General features: G+C 53.9%; 15 protein-coding genes. 5 read left to right on the plus strand and 10 right to left on the minus strand.

Translation table 11 applies throughout. The features are described 5' to 3' along the window. Nucleotides 1–4: 4 nt before the first annotated feature. Entirely contained in the window at nt 5–379 is a 375-nt protein-coding gene (locus H7846_RS10725) for a hypothetical protein (RefSeq protein WP_186692015.1), read from the minus strand. Between the two features lie 164 nt (nt 380–543). Between H7846_RS10725 and H7846_RS10730 the strand changes: the two genes are divergently transcribed. Continuing rightward, nucleotides 544–987 carry a CBS domain-containing protein gene (locus H7846_RS10730; protein WP_186692017.1) on the plus strand — a complete coding sequence of 148 codons (444 nt, stop codon included), beginning with the start codon at nt 544–546 and terminating at the stop codon, nt 985–987. Between the two features lie 3 nt (nt 988–990). Here the strand turns inward: H7846_RS10730 and H7846_RS10735 are convergent, their stop codons facing one another. Beyond that, nucleotides 991–1,896, minus strand: a complete 906-nt coding sequence (locus tag H7846_RS10735) for an SCO family protein (protein ID WP_255460552.1) — start codon at nt 1,894–1,896, stop codon at nt 991–993. A 36-nt stretch (nt 1,897–1,932) separates the two neighbouring features. On the opposite strand from H7846_RS10735, the gene H7846_RS10740 reads away from it, so the two are divergent. Both H7846_RS10740 and H7846_RS10745 read left to right on the plus strand, forming a co-directional pair. Beyond that, entirely contained in the window at nt 1,933–4,707 is a 2,775-nt protein-coding gene (locus tag H7846_RS10740) for a PD-(D/E)XK nuclease family protein (protein WP_255460554.1), read from the plus strand. Then, the gene (locus tag H7846_RS10745) at nt 4,673–8,293 is read left to right on the plus strand and encodes a UvrD-helicase domain-containing protein (protein ID WP_186692023.1); all 3,621 of its coding nucleotides are present in this window, start codon (nt 4,673–4,675) and stop codon (nt 8,291–8,293) included. The genes H7846_RS10740 and H7846_RS10745 overlap by 35 nt, the downstream gene beginning before the upstream one ends. Nucleotides 8,294–8,298: 5 nt before the next feature. On the opposite strand, the gene phoU is transcribed toward H7846_RS10745, so the two are convergent. The 7 genes from phoU to H7846_RS10780 all read right to left on the minus strand — a co-directional run bounded on the left by phoU (nt 8,299) and on the right by H7846_RS10780 (nt 14,982). Further along, on the minus strand, nt 8,299–8,961 hold the full coding sequence (phoU, locus tag H7846_RS10750) for a phosphate signaling complex protein PhoU (RefSeq protein ID WP_186696314.1): 663 nt from the start codon (nt 8,959–8,961) through the stop codon (nt 8,299–8,301). Further along, nucleotides 8,961–9,719 (minus strand): phosphate ABC transporter ATP-binding protein PstB, encoded by a 759-nt coding sequence (pstB, locus tag H7846_RS10755; RefSeq protein ID WP_186692025.1) that lies wholly within the window; start codon nt 9,717–9,719, stop codon nt 8,961–8,963. Before pstB ends, phoU begins: the two co-directional genes overlap by 1 nt. Then, complete coding sequence (gene pstA, locus H7846_RS10760) at nt 9,719–10,624, minus strand: phosphate ABC transporter permease PstA (RefSeq protein ID WP_186692027.1); 906 nt, start codon at nt 10,622–10,624, stop codon at nt 9,719–9,721. Before pstA ends, pstB begins: the two co-directional genes overlap by 1 nt. Next, nucleotides 10,624–11,682: a phosphate ABC transporter permease subunit PstC gene (gene pstC / locus H7846_RS10765; RefSeq protein ID WP_186692029.1), complete on the minus strand. Its 1,059-nt coding sequence runs from the start codon at nt 11,680–11,682 to the stop codon at nt 10,624–10,626. The genes pstA and pstC overlap by 1 nt, the downstream gene beginning before the upstream one ends. Before the next feature lie 111 nt (nt 11,683–11,793). Continuing rightward, nucleotides 11,794–12,801, minus strand: coding sequence for a phosphate ABC transporter substrate-binding protein PstS (gene pstS, locus H7846_RS10770; protein ID WP_255460555.1), 1,008 nt, complete (start codon nt 12,799–12,801; stop codon nt 11,794–11,796). A 109-nt stretch (nt 12,802–12,910) separates the two neighbouring features. After that, nucleotides 12,911–14,260 (minus strand): sensor histidine kinase, encoded by a 1,350-nt coding sequence (locus H7846_RS10775; protein ID WP_255460556.1) that lies wholly within the window; start codon nt 14,258–14,260, stop codon nt 12,911–12,913. Between the two features lie 11 nt (nt 14,261–14,271). Then, nucleotides 14,272–14,982, minus strand: a complete 711-nt coding sequence (locus tag H7846_RS10780) for a winged helix-turn-helix domain-containing protein (protein ID WP_186692031.1) — start codon at nt 14,980–14,982, stop codon at nt 14,272–14,274. Between the two features lie 186 nt (nt 14,983–15,168). On the opposite strand from H7846_RS10780, the gene H7846_RS10785 reads away from it, so the two are divergent. Together H7846_RS10785 and H7846_RS10790 are read left to right on the plus strand one after the other, a co-directional pair. After that, entirely contained in the window at nt 15,169–15,546 is a 378-nt protein-coding gene (locus tag H7846_RS10785; RefSeq protein WP_186692033.1) for a response regulator, read from the plus strand. Between the two features lie 12 nt (nt 15,547–15,558). Continuing rightward, on the plus strand, nt 15,559–17,352 hold the full coding sequence (locus H7846_RS10790; protein ID WP_186692035.1) for an ATP-binding protein: 1,794 nt from the start codon (nt 15,559–15,561) through the stop codon (nt 17,350–17,352). Here the strand turns inward: H7846_RS10790 and H7846_RS10795 are convergent. Beyond that, nucleotides 17,349–18,377, minus strand: a complete 1,029-nt coding sequence (locus H7846_RS10795; protein WP_186692037.1) for a threonine aldolase family protein — start codon at nt 18,375–18,377, stop codon at nt 17,349–17,351. The two genes, H7846_RS10790 and H7846_RS10795, sit on opposite strands and share 4 nt — an antisense overlap. Between the last annotated feature and the right edge of the window lie 24 nt (nt 18,378–18,401).

Genomic DNA, 18,401 nt, shown 5'->3' on the forward strand with positions numbered 1-18,401 from the left:
CCGCCTAGCTTCGTTGCACTCGCGCGTTGATAAACGAACGCACACAGAACAACACATAAATCAGACACAGAAGTGACATCGCTGCCTTTTCAAGAACGGCAACAGGATGCGCGTATTCTGCCCCATGCGATAGCCGCATGGCCTGAATTCCTGCCGGCAGCGTACCGAGAAACGCCAGTAACGCCACCGTCACCGAGATGTGCATCCACAGCATTCGTTTCTTAGGATCGGGCGTGTTCGAGAGAATGCCAAAGATGGCAAACACGACCCCCACACCAGAAGGAATCAGCGCGGTCGGATGCGCGCTTCCGGTAGAAACAAAGCCGATCAATCCCAATAAAATCAGCAGTACTGCAAATACAATCGTCAACTTTGCCATAAATACCTACGCTCCTTGAAGTTCGCCGCACGTCGGCAATCCACAGAATACCTGATCTGGGCGCCCCCTTTGCCAAACACGCCAATACGAGACTAAGCTGCTTCTCTGCTTGAGCGCAGCTATATCGAGCAGGTTCTTAATTATTTGCCATTTGGAGACCGTCTATGAGTGAGCTGGCATCCACAGTCGGTGCGGTTCTAAAGAAAAAATCTCGCGATATCTGGTCCGCAACTCCCGACACTTCTGTATATCGCTGCATGGAAATCATGGCCGAAAGAGAGATCGGCGCTCTTCTCGTTATGCAGGAAAACGATCTTATCGGAGTGATCTCTGAACGGGATTATGCGCGCAAAGTAATTCTTCAGGGCCGCTCCTCGAAAGAAACCGCTGCGTCTGAGATCATGAGCAGCCCAGCCTTATGCGTCTCACCCGAGCATACGATTGGAGACTGTATGCTGATCATGACAAGAAATCGCATCCGGCACCTGCCTGTCCGAGAAGGTTCCAAGGTCATTGGAGTTGTCTCCATCGGAGATCTTGTGAACTGGATCATTACCGAACAGGAAGAGACAATCCGCCATCTCGAAGCCTATATCTGTAGCAGCTGAAAACTACTCCGCAGCTGCTTTCTTGATCACCGCAACGACCTCTTCCGGTTTCCATTCGTTGGTAGGAAACCAGGCTGCGATCTTGCCATCCTTTCCAATCACCACGGTCGAGAGGGAATGGTTCAAGGTTTGGTTCTCCCCTGGTGTAATTCCTACGCCAAAGAATTGCGCCACTTGCGGTAGTTCCTTCTCAGAGGGAGCGGCAAAATCCCAGTGCTCAAAGGCCTCCTTGGCATGTTTCCCCGCATAAGCCTCGCCATACGTTCGCAGCACCGCGGGCGTATCGTAAGACGGATCGAAGCTAATACTGAGCAGATGCGTCTTTTTGTACAGTGCATCATCCCCTGCGAGCTGCTGGTCAATCTCTGCGAAGTTCTGGCTCATCCGCGGGCAGTAATCGGCCAAAGGACAGCGCGTATAGATGAACGTAGCGACCAGAACCTTTCCATGAAACTGCCCCAGATGGATCGTTTTAGCGCTCTGATTCAACATCCGGAAATCAGGAACGACATCGCCAACCTGCGGAACATGATATTGAGCCGCCGGTTTATAGTCGGGTCGCGCCTGGGCAACAATGACGATGTTATCCAACTGCGGATCGCGAAAACCTGCTGCATCCTGCTGAACATGAATGGTAGCGGTAATGCGATCGCCGGGATGCAATTCGCCCACGATGCCGGGATCTTTCAGCTTATAAGGCATCGTCATCGCCTCCATAAAGCCGGGCACATCCTCATGGTCCAGAGTCACGTGCGTAGCGTCGGTACTGACGACTTTACCTTTTACCTGGAAAGTCTTTTCGGGATATTTAGAAGAGGATTCCTTCTTCCCTTCCTGGCGGCAGCCAGTAAATATTCCGCAGAATGCAATCAGGAAAAAGGCAATATAAACCGGATATCTTCGATGCACAAAAAGCTCCTTTTTTGAGGATACATCCCCTTCGGCATGAACATTCTTTTCCTCGAAGATCCAGAGTATAACCAAAGATATATGAGTGTTCGTCAGCTTCCAGTGGAGTTGCCACCCCAGGTCGCCCACGCGCTGGACCAGGGGGCTACCCTTGTTACGGCAAACCAACGCGCAGCTCATACCATTCGTTATCGCTTCGATCTCCGCCATAGGGCCGCTGGAACACTCACCTGGCAACCCGCAACGATATTTTCTTGGGAGACGTGGGTTTCTACCCTCTGGCAGAGGCTGCTTACGACTGGAAAAACAACTGGGCTTTTACTGAACCGCTCCCAGGAACATAGCCTGTGGCGAAAGATCATCGCCTTGGATCATGCATTACCCGACACATTGCGCTCTCCCGATTCGTTGGCCGAACTAGCTGCGAAAACATGGAAATTACTTGCACAATACCGTGGACTCGAGCGCCTGCGGGAATCCTGGAACAACTCTGAAGCGAAGGCTTTTCAGCGCTGGTCGGCTGAGTTTGGCCGCCAGTGCAATTCGCAACATCTGGTAGCGCGGGCCCGATTAGAGGATTGGCTAGCAAAATCGCTTGATGCGACAGATCTCCAGTCTTCAGGTTCTATTGCCCTGCTGGGCTTCGATGAACATACCCCTGCCCAACAGAATCTTCTTCGTGCAATCACTTCCATGGGGATCGCCATCGAAGTAATCGACATTTCCGCTCCAGGTGAATCCAAACAACTCATACAGGCCGACAACGAAATCAGTGAGATTACCCTGGCCGCAAGCTGGACACGCGACCTTCTGAATCAAAGAAGGTCCGACGCGCAGATTGCAGTCATCGTTCCATCGCTGGAGACCCGCCGTAAGACAATCGATCGCATCTTCCGTGAAGTCCTGGCACCGGAACTCGAAGATATCCAGGCCCCAAACCATGTCACGCCTTATGAGTTTTCACTGGGCGTGCCTCTATCAACGACTTCGATGGTGCGAACGGCCCTTGAGCTCCTACGATGGACCATAAAACCCCTCTCAGTCGAACAGATGAGCACGCTGCTCCTCTCCCCTTTTTGGTCAATGCAGGAATCGGACCGTAATGCACGTGCACTCTTCGACGCATTCGAACTTCGCAAATCGAAGCTGTTGCTTCCAGAGATTTCAATGGGATGGATGATCAGGGCTGTTCGAAAATCCAAGTACAGGGCAAATCTACATTCCTTGCTGAACTCTCTGGAATCATTAAGTCATCGCGAAAAAACCTTCCTTACAGAATCGAAATCGTACAGTTCCTGGTGTGAGCTCATTCGTGATCTGCTACAGGAAGCTCAATGGAGAAGAATCGCCGGAGAAGACAGCGTCGAATTTCAAACCCGTCAGAAGTGGGAGAGCGCACTGGACGAGCTTGCCTCGTTGGATTTCAATGCGGTACCAGTACTTTTTGAACAAGCTCTCCATGAGTTAGAGCGCATCACACAACAAACCTTGTTCGCACCTGAATCGCGTCACGCGCCAATCCAGGTGATGGGACCTTTGGAAGCCTCCGGCGGCAGCTTCGACGCAATCTGGTTTCTCGGTGCAGGCGATCTTAGCTGGCCCGTGCGCGACACACCAAACCCTTTACTTCCCTGGCCACTTCAACAGGATCTGGGCCTTCCTGGCTCTGATCTGAAGGCAGATGATCTCCGCGCCAAGCGCACCACAGAACGGATTGCCGTCAGCGCTCCCATCGTTCTATTCAGCTATGCGCTCGAATTATTGGAAGGCAAACAAAGACCATCGCATCTTTTACACTCGATGGATCTCAACGTCGTTTCTGCGGCACAAATTGCTGCTCTTGGACCCGAATCCCCCAAAATCGAACTTGAACCCTTTTCTGACCAGATGCCTCTGCCCACGTTGCCCGATCGAATGATCGCGGGAGGCGCCGAGGTGCTCAGACTGCAAGCGGCATGCGCCTTTCGTGCCTTTGCAGAACGCCGCCTCGGCTCAGCAGAACTTCGTGAGATCGAACTTGGAATGGACGCAGCCGAACGTGGCAGCATCGTGCATCGCACACTTGAGCATTTCTGGAAGCAGGTGGAAACGCAAGCGGCCTTGAAGTCAATGACTCGTCAGGAACGCTCCCGCGCCCTTACGCAATCGATCGAATATGGCCTTAATCGCGTCAATGCAAGTCAGGACTCTTGGGAGCAGGCTTATCTCGACCTGCAGCGAGCCCGGTTATTCTCCTTACTGAACCCATGGCTCAAGATCGAACTGAAGCGCAATCCTTTCACCGTAAAATTCAGCGAAGAGTCATCGCGGGACTTGCCCATTGGCCCATTACGCTTGAATGTACGGATGGATCGGGTGGACAGAACGGACGAGGGTGAGATCATTCTCGATTACAAGACTGGTATGGCAAAATCTGCTGACTGGCTGGATGAACGGCCTGATGAGCCTCAGCTTCCCTTGTATGCAGTGCTCCAGACGACCGCGCATCCGGAGATACAACTCGCCGACATCGCCTTTGCGCAAATCCGCGCGGGGAAAGATATGGCTCTCGATAGCTATACCGGCAAAACAACGCTGGAGAAGTTAACGATCAATCACGCTCGCGCTCCATTGACAGAACAGCTGGCGAGATGGCGCGAAGATCTTGAGGCTTTAGCCGAGGAGTTTTACCGCGGCGAAGCGCACGTTGCCCCCAAAGACTATCCATCAACCTGCGCTTATTGCGCACAACGAATTTTGTGCCGCTTGAATATTGCGGCCTTCGATGAGGGCTTGGATGAAGAAGAGGCCACCGACCTCGCAGATGGGTGAACTATTTGTTTTCCCTTTAGAGCCGGAAGAACAGGAGCTTTCCTCGCTTGATCCACCAGATCGGTTGGAGCGCGAACGTGCGCTCGACATCACGCGATCATGGATTGTAGAAGCTCCGGCTGGATCGGGAAAAACCGGTCTATTGATTCAACGTTATCTCAAGCTATTAGGCTTGCCGGAAGTTGAGCAGCCGGAGCAAGTGCTCGCCATTACCTTTACGCTCAAAGCCGCCGGCGAGATTCGGGAACGCATTCTTAAGCAACTCGAATTGGCCTCTAGTCCAGGCCAACCCCAAACTGGCTTTGAACGCGAAACCAGGGCATTTGCCCTTACGGTGTTGGAGCGCGACCGCAAACTGGGTTGGGGACTTCTCGAACATTCCCGCCGGCTGAATATTCGCACGATCGACTCTGTTTGCGCAGAGATTGCGCGGAGCTTGCCGATTCTGTCTGGGAGTGGCTCTCTCTCTCCCTCAGAAGATGCCTCGTCTCTTTACAAGCTGGCTGCGGAGCGCACACTTATGCAGCTTGGTCGCAAAGATGCCGCGTTGAGTAATGCTCTACGGTTGGTGCTTTTGCATCGAGATGGAAACCTTGCACAGGTGCAAGATCTTCTGGCAGAGATGCTCTCCCTGCGTGACCAATGGGCCCGTTTGATCCCGCTTGGTCCCCAGCTTCAAGACGAAGCATTCCTCGATGGCCCCGTACTTCAGCAGATCGAACGGACTCTTGAGGAAGCCATCTGCATCGAACTCGCGAAGCTCGCCGACATCTTCCCTTCCATGCTTTTGCAAGACCTGGCGTCGATTGCAGGTGAGTTAGGAAACAACCCGAGCACCAATGACGATGCTTCTCCCATCCGCATCTGTGCCAACGTTTACCATGCTCCTGCAAAAGCCGCCACCGATCTCGATCATTGGAAAGCAATAGCGCATCTTCTACTAAAGAAAGATGACCAGTGGCGCTCAAGATTTTCTCGGACCGATCTTCGCTTCGAGATCGATAAAGTTCAGGCCGCGCGTCTCAAAGAGATCGTCGATCAGCTTCAACATCGAGATGATCTCCGGGAGGCGCTTAAGACCGTCAGGACATTACCTCCGCCCAAGTACCCCGAAGAACAATGGAAGGTCGCCAAAGCACTCTTTCGCGTTCTCTACCGTGCACTCGCTGAACTTCAACTTGTCTTTTCCGAACGCGGAGAATGTGACTTTATTGAGCCCAGCTTGCTCGCACGCGCTGCTCTTCGCAGAGATGGCGTAGCCTTCGAGACCGCAATAGGAACAAAGCTACAACATCTTCTCGTGGACGAGATGCAGGATACGTCCACCAGCCAGTACGAGCTCATTCAACTTCTTACCCAGGGATGGGATGGTCACTCTCAGACGGTGTTTCTGGTCGGTGATCCAAAGCAATCCATCTATCTCTTCCGGCAGGCGCGTGTAGAAGGATTCATCCGTACCATGCAGCAACAGTGTCTGGGCGATCTCAAGCTCGGCACTCTACGGCTCACGGCAAACTTCCGTTCGCAACGCAGACTGGTGGAAGCATTCAATGTGGATTTCTCACACATCTTTCCACATGCGATCGAAGCAGAGCATCTTGAGGAAGCGCCGTATCTCCCAGCCAATCCCGTCCGTTCACCTTCCGAAGCCGTGAACAGTATCGTGTGGCACACGCAAGTCATCTCGTCGGGCAGTAGTCGCGATCAGAAACGTAGCTTCCGCAAGCGGTTGTTAAGAATCGAAGCAGAGGAAGTCCGGCACATCATTGAGCAATGGCAGAGCCGACCGCTCCCACCAGATCGCTCCACACCATGGAAAATCGCGGTTCTGGTGCGTAACCGGGAACATCTCTCCCGCATTATCGCCGAGCTAAAACACGATCGGACCTCACTACCCATTCCCTTCCGTGCGGTCAACATCGAGCCCCTTGCCGAACGACCGGAGATCCTGGATCTCTTCGCCCTGACACGGGCGCTTCTTCACCCGGCAGATCGAATTGCATGGCTGGCCGTTCTTCGCGCGCCCTGGTGCGGGCTCGAGCTCGCCGACTTACATGAACTGATCGGCGGAAACGAAGCACAGTTTTCCGATACGACAATCGCAGAATGTATTCTGCATCGCAGTCAGTCTCTTAGCCCTGAGGCGCAAGAGCGCGTTGCCAGAGTGTGGCCTGTATTGGACTCTGCGATCAAGCTGCATTCCCGTCTTCCTCTGTCGGAATGGATAGAGCGGACATGGCGCTCTCTCGGTGGCGATGCTCACCTAATTCCTGAGCAGAAAACCAATGCCAGAATGTACTTCGAGTTGCTGGATGAACTGGAACAACGCGGCACCTTTAGCCTTCGTCAGTTGCATACACGACTCAAATCGCTCTTCGCTGAATCGCTTGCCTCTCCGGGAGCAGTTGATCTGATGACAATTCATGGCGCAAAAGGACTTGAATGGGATGTTGTCCTCGTGCCTGGACTCGAACGGAAGAGTCGCAATAATCGCAGCAGACTGCTCAATTGGAACGAGATGATCTCTTCGAACGAAGACGCTGCGCGGATTCTCCTGGCTCCAATCATCGCTAAGGGGGCGGCTTCCGAATCTCTCAATCTCTGGCTTCATCGAATCCAGCGCTCGCGCGAGCAGGCTGAATACAAACGACTGTTTTATGTTGCTTGTACACGCGCTCGGGAAGAACTACATCTGTTTGCTTCGCCCGAACAAAAGCAGAATGGAGAAATTCTGCAAAACTACGGAAGCCTACTCCAGGCTGCATGGCCAGCCGCAGAATCTCACTTCGTCGATTCCCATGTTCAGTCCAAGCCGTTGGTCGCCCCGGTAATCCCTCTACCCATCTCAGAGGATAGTCTCGTCTTGCCGACCCTTGCCGCATCCGATGCCGAAACAAACACCTCTCTGCTTTACCGACTACCTTTGTCCTTTGCTCCCGCAAGCCGCTTCTCCACAAAAGGAACGGCTAGGCCTGCGGTGCCCGCTTTCTTCCCCTCTATGTTTCAACGACCAGAAGGATCCTTTGAAGCACGAGCACTTGGAAACGCAACTCATCTCTTCCTTGAATTGCTAGCGCAGCAACTCGCAACGGGTACAATTCCGCAGGACCTCCTCGAACAGCTATCCGGTTGGTCTCCTCGAATCCTGGCCGTTGTTCGTAGCTTTGGACTCTCTCCTCGCGATGTTGACCGCATAGCTAAACAGGTTCATGATGCGCTTCTTCTTACGCTTCGCGATCCTGCAGGATTATGGGTATTGGGAACGCACAAGGAAGGCTTCAGCGAACGTGCACTTATCGCGTGGAACGAAGAGCGTTCCAGTGTCCGGCTGGATCGCATCTTTCAGGCAGGAGCGGAACCCTTTGCTCCCGGAAGCGATTATCTATGGATCGTTGATTACAAAACCACGCAATATTCTGGATCAGACAGAGAGCAGTTTTTCTCCCATGAACGCGAGAAGTATGCGCCCCAGCTTCATGCTTATACCAGAATTCTGGGGAACTCTAAGGATTCCAATCGAGTTCGACTCGGCCTTTATTACCCAATGCTGCCTGGTCTTACCTGGTGGATTCCCGACGGGGAATAAAGAGATCAGGCAGACGCGGCGTGATGACGAACATCAGCGCCCCGTACCCAGAAAATCACGTCTTCTGCGATATTGGTCGCATGATCCCCAACCCGCTCCAGGTTTCGAGCAATGATAAGCGCGTTGAGAGACTGAGGCGTCAACTCCGGCTTCTCTTTGATCAGGGAGCTCAAGGCGTAATAGGCCGCATCATTCATCTTATCGACTTGGTCATCCATCTCGAAGACAGAGTCCGCCATCTCGGCATCACCTTCAATAAACGCCTGGAGCGCTTTCCGCACCATTGCGGAAGCTAATTCCGCCAGCTTCGGAATATCCACTGGAAGATCAATATTCGCGAAGGCCCCCATCTCACGCACACGAATAGCGATATTGACAGCTTGATCGCCGACTCGCTCCAGATCAGCATTAATTCGAATCACCGAAAGAATGAACCGAAGATCAATCGCCATCGGCTGCTCCATTGCCAGCAGGTCTAGCGCCATCTGGTCGATCTCGCGCTCCAGGCGATTGATTGCAGGCTCCGAGTGCAGCACCAGTTCGCAGATGCTCATATCGCGTGTGCGGTACGCCTCGATCGAGCGCTGAATTGCCTGCTCAGCCATTCCTGCCATTACCAGCAGACGCTCTTTCAAATCGTCCAGGCTCTGATGAAACTTCACCCGCATCATCCGAACCTCCCGGTAATGTAATCCTCGGTGCGCTTGTCGCGAGGATTCGTAAAGATCTTATGGGTCGAATCAAACTCCACCAGCTTGCCGTTGAGAAAGAAGCCGGTATTCTCTGCCACACGCGCTGCCTGCTGCATATTATGCGTCACAATCACAATCGTGTACTGGCTCTTCAACTGGAAGATGAGATCTTCAATCTTTGAAGTCGAAACGGGATCAAGAGCCGACGCAGGTTCATCCATCAACAGCACTTCAGGATCGACGGCCAACGCCCGGGCAATACACATACGCTGCTGTTGTCCACCAGAAAGCGAAGCTCCAGACTTTTTCTTCAGATCGTCCTTCACTTCTTCCCACAGAGCAGCCTGCTTTAGAGAGCGCTCCACTGTCTCATCCAGGATTCTGCGGTTCCGAAATCCATTCAGCTTCAGCCCGCTGATTACATTGTCATAGATCGACATCGTCGGAAATGGGTTCGGTCTCTGAAATACCATGCCAACGCGACGACGAATCTCGACCGGAGACGCATCGCGATAGATATCGATCTCTCCCATCTTCACAACCCCCGTTGCGCGGGCAATTGGGTTGGTCTCATGCATACGATTCAGGCAGCGTACAAAGGTGGATTTACCGCATCCTGAAGGACCAATGAGAGCGGTCGCATGGTTGGCTGGAATATGCAGGTTGATGTCCTGCAATGTATGCGTTGAGCCATACCACGCATTCAGGCTTTCAACTTGAATACCGACTCCCACTAACTTCCTCCCTTCAGCACGCCGCGATTCGCAAAAACTCGCACCAGCGTCACTGAAACCATAATAAGAGCGATCAGAACCAGGGCCCCAGCCCATGCCAATCGGTGCCACTCGTCATACGGAGAGATGGCATAAACATAAATCTGCAACGGCAGAGCAGCGATTGGCTGATCCAGCCGGAAGCTCCAGAACTGGTTTCCAAACGCAGTGAAAAGAAGCGGAGCTGTTTCACCCGCTACACGTGCAAACGCCAGCATACAGCCAGTAATAATGCCAGGGGATGCCGTCCGCAGACTTACCGAAAGCACAGTTCGCCACTTCGGCACGCCGAGCCCTAGCGCAGCTTCACGAATCGCATAGGGTACGGTAGCCAGCATCTCTTCTGTCGTACGGGTGACTGTCGGGATCATCATGATCGCCAAGGCAACACCGCCTGCAAAAGCGGAATAAGGCGGATGCGGTCTCACAACCAGCGAGTACACAGCAATTCCCATCACGATCGATGGAACGCCGTTGAGAACATCGGCTGTAAAGCGAACTAGATTTCCAAGAACACTGCCCCGCCCGTATTCGGCCAGATAAACGCCGGCAGCGATCCCGATCGGAATCCCCATCAGGCTGGCCAGCGCAAGAATGATTCCTGAACCCGCAATCGCATTGGCCATACCTCCGCCGTTTTCTCCTACAGGAGCAGGAATGCGTGTAAAGAACGCAAGATTCAGCGAAGAGGCGCCTTTATAGACCAAGTAAAAAAGGATTGCTGCAAGAGGCGCCAGCACGATCACCGTCGCCAGGATCGCCAGCCCCGTGACCATATGATCGGCCGCATAGCGTCGAAGAATATTCGCTCGCGAAGGCTTGCGTGGCTCTTCCAGCGATGCCGGAATCATCGATCGAGTGCTCATTATGAAGCCCTCGCCGGGGCGCCACGCGTTACTGCCCACACCATCAACCGGGCAACTGCGTTCACGACGATGGTGACTAGGAAGAGCGCCAGACCAATCTCAATCAGCGCGCTGTAGTAAAGATCGCCTGTGGCCTCTGCAAACTCATTAGCGATCACGCTCGCCAGCGTATATCCAGGGGAAAAGAGGCTCTTGGCAATATCGGGATGATTCCCAATCACCATTGTTACGGCCATGGTTTCACCTAGCGCTCGGCCAAGCCCAAGCATAACCGCACCGACAATCCCGATGCGTGAATTCCTCAAAACGCCAATCCGGATCATTTCCCATCGAGTTGCACCTAGCGCCAGCACGGCCTCTCGCTGACTGTTCGGGACCGCTGTCATAATGTCGCGGGTCAAGGATGAGATAATCGGCAAAATCATAATCGCCAGAATGATGCTTGCCGTCAGTAGGCCGACGCCGAAGTTCGGTCCTTCGAAAAGCCCTGTCCAGCCAAAGATCTTCACCAGAAATGGCCCGAGCGAATCGCGCATCAATGGTACCAGGACAAAAACAGCCCAGAGTCCATAGACCACACTGGGAATCGCTGCCAGCAACTCGGTAAGAAACGAGATTGGTGCGCGCAGCGGACGAGGGCATAACTCTGTCAGGAAAATCGCAACTCCAAGCGCCAGCGGAACAGCCATGATCAGCGCAAGGATCGAAGTCATCAGCGTCCCATAAATAAAAGGCAACGCTCCAAAATCACCTGAGACTGGGTCCCATGCCCCGCGAGTAAAAAACTTCCAGCCAAAGGCATTCAGGCTAAGATGCGAGTTCTTGATCAAAATCCAGAAGATAAAGATAACAATGACGAAGATGCTGCAAGCACAGATGAGCATCAGGACAGCAAAGCTACTGTCTCCCATCCGACCGCTGCCGCGGGATCGCAAAAACTCTCGAATAGGCGAGACTGGACCCGGACCAGAAGGCATCTCACCCGTCCCTGCTCCTGAAGGAGCCGATACGATTGTTTGAAGCGGCGTAGGAACGCCCGGCTGTGGATGAATACTCATTCGACGGAATTACAGTCCGTTTCTAATAAAGGTTTCAAAGTGATTGTACCGGGGAATACTTCCGCCGCGAGCTTGCTCGGCCTCTACTTTTCAGTCTCGCGGCGGAATTAACTATTGAAGCTGAGCGACTGTCTTGCGAACCATTTCTTGTACCTGCTTAGGCAAGGAAGCATAGCTCAATCCAGACGCTTCGCTCTCGCCGTGCTCCAACATCCATCCCAGAAAATCCTTCAGCGCCTTTGCCTTCGCGGCGTCGTTGGAATGCCGGGGAATCAGAAGCCAGGTAAAGCTCGAGATCGGATAGGAAGTTGCCCCCGGAGCATTCGTAATCGACACACGATAATCTGCGGGCATCGTTTTTGCCGCAGCAGCGGCTGCAGCAGTCACGCCATCTGTTGAGGCCTTTACAAATTTGCCGGAAGCGTTTTTCACCGCGCCAAACGACATCTTATTCTGCAAGGCATAAATCAACTCAACGTAGCCGAAAGAATACGGAGACTGCCGAACCATTCCGGCAACTCCTTCATTGCCTTTCTGACCAATTCCAGTAGGCCACTTCACAGAAGTGTTCTTCCCAACCTTTCCGGACCAATCTGGGCTCACCTTGGAAAGAAAATCGGTAAAGATATACGTCGTACCGCTTCCATCCGAACGATATACCGGAAGAATCGCCTTGTCTGGCAGACTAACCCCAGGGTTATCCTTTGCAATTCGCCCATCATTCCATTTGGTGATCTTGCCAAGATAAATATCGGCAATCACATCGCCAGAAAAGTTAAGGTCCTTGTTTACACCTGGAATGTTATAGACCGGCACGACTGCTCCCAAAACGGTGGGAATATGCTGCGTCTTGACCTTCGAAGCGGCAATTTGTTCGTCGCTCATTGGGCCATCAGTTGCACCAAAATCGACCACTCCGTCCGAAACCTGACGAATGCCGCCACCCGAACCAATCGATTGGTAGTTGATCTTTACATTTGGATGTAGATGGTTGTATTCGTTGAACCACTTGGAATAGATCGGGTAAGGAAAGGTCGCTCCCGCTCCATTGATGTTCTGGGCGCTGGCTCCGATGGCTGCTATCGCCAACACGCCCACTGCAATCATGCTCTTTTTCACACTTCCACCTCGCAAATAGGTGTGTGCAATTTACTAATACACACTGTATCCAGTGTGAAGCGCAATTGTTAATGGAAAGTTACATACCCATAAAAACAAGGAAAAACAACTAGATAGCGTCACTTTCGGCTCTGGGCAGTGTGAAAAGGAACGCACTTCCGGCATTCAGCTCACTTTCGGCCCAAATCGTGCCCCCTTGCGTTTGAACCACGTGACGCGCGATCGCCAGTCCCAGCCCTGTCCCACCGGACTCTCTGGACCGGGCTTTGTCTACCCGGTAAAACCGCTCAAAGATGCGGCTCAGATGTTCGGAAGCGATCCCCTGTCCAAAATCTTTTACCCGAAACTCCACCATCTCCGGCCCAGCATGGGCGCTCACGATCACCCGGCTTCGCTCTTCCACCCGCGATTTTCCATATTTAATCGCATTTTCAATCAAGTTGCTCAATACCTGGACGATGGAGTCCTGGTCTGCAATCACATCGCAATTCGTCGTCTCCCCAATCTCCAGCACGGCCTCTTCATCCTGCACCATTCCGCTCATGGCTTCCACAGCATCGCGAATCAGACTATCGGCTGGAACCCGTGACGGATGCAATTCCTGCTCCGATGACTCTACCCGGGCCATCGCCAGCAGGTCTTCCGTCAGCCGATTCATACGCGTCGCATTCTTGTGGATCGTCGTTAAAAACTCCCGCGCCAGTGTGCTGAGACCCTCTTCGTGGTCCAACAACGTCTCCACGTATCCTGTGATCGAGGTCAGAGGGGTCCGAAGCTCATGGCTGACGTTCGCAACAAACTCTCGCTGCGTCCGCTCCACCTGTTCGATCCGGGTAATATCGTGCAGCACAGCCACCGCTCCTCCTCCCGGCATGGGAGAAGCGGAGATCTCAAAGATTCGCCCCGGAAATAAGGTGGTTGAACGTCGCTCACTCAACGAGCGCTCTTCCAGGGCAACCCGCACACATTCCAGAACCTCCGGGTCGCGAATCGTCTGCACCAGTGCATGTCCAACTCGCACCGCGCTCGAAAACGCAGCTCCCGGGATCAACCTCTGCATCCGTTGATTGGTCCATTGAATGCGTCCTGCAGGGTCCACCGCAACAACAGCGTCCTGCATGCTGTCGATCATGGCCTCCAACTCGCGGCGACTCTCCGCAATCCCTGCAAGGGAACGCTCAACTCGTGTTGAAGCCTGCGAGATCGTCAGCGCCAGCACATCAAAATCACTGAATGGCACCGCTCCGGGATCGACTGGCCCTCTTCCGATCCCATCCACCATCCGCTCAAGTGTCGTTAACGGGCGCTTTATCAAACGAGCCGTTGCAATCGCAACCACCACACCCAGTCCAAGCACCGCTGCTGCCTTCAGCCGCCACCCGGCAGCACCCATTGCAGCAATAATCGCCAGTGCGACAAGGACCCATAGAAAGACAGAGAGACTCAGGCGACGCCCCACTGCGAAACCTCTCAGGCCGGAACCGGAACAGCCTTTGGAATCTCAAAGCGGTATCCGGCTCCTCGCATCGTCTTCAGATAACGCGGCAACTCAGGATCAGCTTCGATCTTTTCGCGAATGCGGCGCACATAAACATCCACAGAACGAGGAGTGACAAACCGCGCATCTCCCCAGACCGCATCGAGAAGATGATCGCGGCTGAACACACGCCCCGGATGCCGTGCAAGATAGTCCAGCAAACGAAACTCGGTTGCCGTTGTCGTCACCAGATCGCCATTGACTCGCAGCTGCATCGCTCCTGCATCGATTTCAATATTTTCAAACTTCACCAGAGAAGGACCGCTAGGGCGCTCAAAGCGGCGCAACACAGCCTTCACCCGTGCAATTAGCTCCCGCGTCCCGAATGGCTTGGTGATGTAGTCGTCAGCCCCCAGTTCGAGCCCATGCACGCGGTCATTTTCTGCAGCGCGTGCTGTCAGAAAGATGATCGGAACGATGCTCAGCGCCGGGTCCTGACGCAATCTGCGGCACAGGTCGAGTCCGTCGCCTCCCGGAACCATAATGTCCAGCAGAAACAACGCGGGTGGTTGTCGACTTGCATCCGAAAAAATCTGTCCCACAGCGATGTAAGGACGAACAGTAAACCCAGCGCCTTCCAGATGATATTGCACTAGCCGGGAGATATCCGTATCGTCTTCCAACAGAAAAATCGTCTGATTCAAAAGGTGACCTCGTGCGGATTCCGCAAATATTCCGCCTACAGCTTAACCCACCTTGCGAAATTTATTGCTAACATACGATGAATCATTGATGACTGGCCAGAAGAAAGCCGGCTTCGTATACTGGGCGGGGGGCTGGTAATCTCTGCTTGACTCCATCCAGTCCGCTAGTCCGGCGAGTGTAAGGCTATGATACAAAACTCCCATCTCATTCTCTGTGTCGATGATGAGTTTGTCGGGCTTAAGGTGCGAAAACTCCTGCTCGAGCGCGCTGGATATCGCGTTCTGGCAGCAACAGATGGTCTCAGCGGCCTTCAGCTCTTCGAAAATGAACGAGTCGAAGCCGTCATTCTCGACTATTCCATGCCTGGAATGCATGGCGGTGAGGTTGCGGCCCGTATGCGACAGCTAAAACCTCAAATTCCCATCCTTCTTCTTTCGGCTTATGTCGGACTCCCCAACGAAGTCACATCTCTCGTCGATCTTTACATGACCAAAGGAGAAGGCGCTCCCGTTCTCCTGCAAAAGCTGGAGAGTCTGCTTCAACCTGTAAGTACGTCATCCTGACCGGCCTTCAACGTGAATCTAGCCCAGTTCAACCGTATTCTGCGCCAGACCTTTCTGCTTCCGGTCATCGCGCTGCTCATCGCTGCCGGGGCAATCTACTTGCAGGTGCGCGGTGCAAACGAGACGGTCCGACTCATTCAGGAAGCCGACACCCGCATCGCCCAGACAGCCCAGGTCGCAAAGCTTATCGTGGACCAGGAGTCGGGCCTGCGTGGTTATCAGGCTACTGGAGATGGTCGTTTCCTTGTGGACTTCCGAGCCGCCGAACAACACATCCAACCCGAATTGGACACGCTCGCCAACGTGTCGGGCTTAGATGATGTGCAGAGGCGCAATATCGAAGACCTCCGAAACGAATACCAGAATTGGCACGATGCATTCGCACTGCCTATCATGGCAACCGTCCGGGCAGGAGGACAGGCTAATGACGTAAACCTGAATCTTTATGGGAAATCACTGATGGATCAGGTCCGTCAGGATCTCATCACAATCACTCAACACGCAGAGGACCGGCGCTCTGTACGAATTCAGGAGTGGCATCGGCAGGTCCGCAACCTAATCGAAGCTCTGATCGTAGTTGCCTTAGGCATGGGTATTCTGATCGGCCTGTTCATGCGCAGTCGGCTTCATGCCGTCTCCTCTGCCTACCGCACTTCGCTCGAAGTCCTCGGTCGCCGAGCCGAAGAGATCTTCCAGTCCGAACAGCAACTTCGCACGACACTTGCCTCGATCGGCGATGGAGTCATCACCTGCAACGCATCCGGCCGCATCCAGATGATGAATCCGGTTGCCTCCGAGCTCACCGGATGGGACCAGGCCGAGGCAACGGGACGCTCCCTGGAAGATGTCTTTTGCGTTGTCAACGAAAACACGGGCGAGCCGATCGAAACGCCAGTGGCCAAAGTCATGCGTCTTCGGACCGTCGTCGGGCTGGCAAACCATACAGCGCTCGTTCGCAAAGATGGCACTCGTATTCTGATCGCCGATAGCGGAGCCCCCATCCGAGATCAGAACGGGGAGATCGCGGGTATTGTCCTGGTCTTCCGCGACATCACACTCGAGCGCCGCACCCAGGAGACTCTTCTCGCAAACGAGAAACTTGCTGTTGCTGGAAGATTAGCCGCCACCATAGCCCACGAGATTCACAATCCTCTCGATGCCGTCTCTAATCTGCTTTATCTCATGCGAATGGGCGTCACCGAAGAGGAGTCGCGACAGTTCATCAGCATGGCAGAAAGCGAACTGGCGCGTGTCACTCAAATCAGTCGCGCCATGCTTGGGCTTTATCGCGAATCCCGTGCCCCCGTTCCCGTCGACCTCAAAAATATCCTCGAGGAGATCCTGCTACTGATGGAGCATCGCTTCCACGAACTCCATGTCACTGTCCAGACCGATCTTCCCGACTCCGTCGTCGTCGATGCATTTCCTGCAGAACTGCGCCAGGTCTTCACCAACCTCATCGCCAATGCTGCAGAAGCCTCAAGCCCCGGAGGAAAGATCACTATCAGCGCCTCCTCCATCGCCGGAAATAGCGCTGCTCCCGCTGGGGCGCGTATCATCATCGCCGACAATGGGCCCGGTATTCCTGATGAGATCCGCTCTCAGCTCTTTCAGCCCTTCTTCACCACTAAAGGCCAGCACGGAACAGGGCTCGGGCTCTGGGTCAGTCGCGGAATCACGAATAAGCACGGTGGCGCCATCGAGATCGTCAGCGATACCAACCCCTCCTCACACGGCACCGTCGTCACCGTCTCTCTGGCCGAAAAGCCTGCCATAGCCACCGGGACCACAGCCGAGGCCATCTAGACTCTTCGCAACTGCTCCGCAATCACTCCTGCAGCCTCGTTGCAATCTTCACGGCTCACATCGTAATGCGTGACAAACCGAATGCTATGGGGCCCAATCGCACTTGCTAGAACTTCTTTCTGCCTCAGAGCGGAACAAAAGGCCGCTGCATCACCCTCTCCTCGTAACTGAAAGATCACAATATTCGTTTGGACACAATCCAGATCGATCTCTGCACTCGCCTCATTTGCCACGGCCTCTGCCAACAGCCGTGCATTTGCATGGTCCTCCGCAAGCCGCTTCGATATCTCCAGCAATGCGATCAATCCGGCGGCAGCCAATACGCCTGCCTGTCGCATTCCACCACCCAGCGCCTTGCGGAATCCTCTCCCCCGCTCAATGGCCTTGGTAGAACCCACCAGCATCGAACCCACCGGAGCTCCCAGGCCCTTCGACAGGCAGAACATCACCGTATCGAATCCTGCTGTCAGTTCGGCAACGCTCACCCGAAGTGCAGTCGCAGCGTTGAAGATGCGCGCACCGTCCAGATGCACCGGCAACCCCACTTCCTTCGCGCCCTGCCAGATATTCTTCATCACCTCCAGCGGAGTCACCGTTCCGCCTGCCATATTGTGCGTATTCTCCAAGCAGATCAATCCTGTAGGTTGCCGATAATAGATCTTCGGCCCAATCGCCCTGCGAATCTTCTCCCAGGTCAGAATTCCGCGATCTCCCATCACCGTGCGCGCCTGGCAGCCAGAGAACGCCGCCATCATCGCCATCTCCCAATCCAGTACATGCGAGCGCGATTCGCAGATCACCTCCTGCCCATGCTCCGTATGCAGGCGAATCGCAATCTGATTGCCCATCGTTCCTGTAGGAACAAAAATTGCTGCCTCCCGCCCAAAAATCATCGCGGCTTCTCTCTCCAGCCGGTTCACCGTCGGGTCTTCGCCATACACGTCGTCACCGACCTCTGCCGCTGCCATCGCTTGCCGCATCGCCGCCGTAGGTTTGGTAACAGTGTCACTGCGCAGATCGATCATTTTTCTCTCCCCTTCATCTATACC

It is taken from the genome of Edaphobacter sp. 4G125, from assembly GCF_014274685.1.
Lineage (GTDB): Bacteria > Acidobacteriota > Terriglobia > Terriglobales > Acidobacteriaceae > Edaphobacter.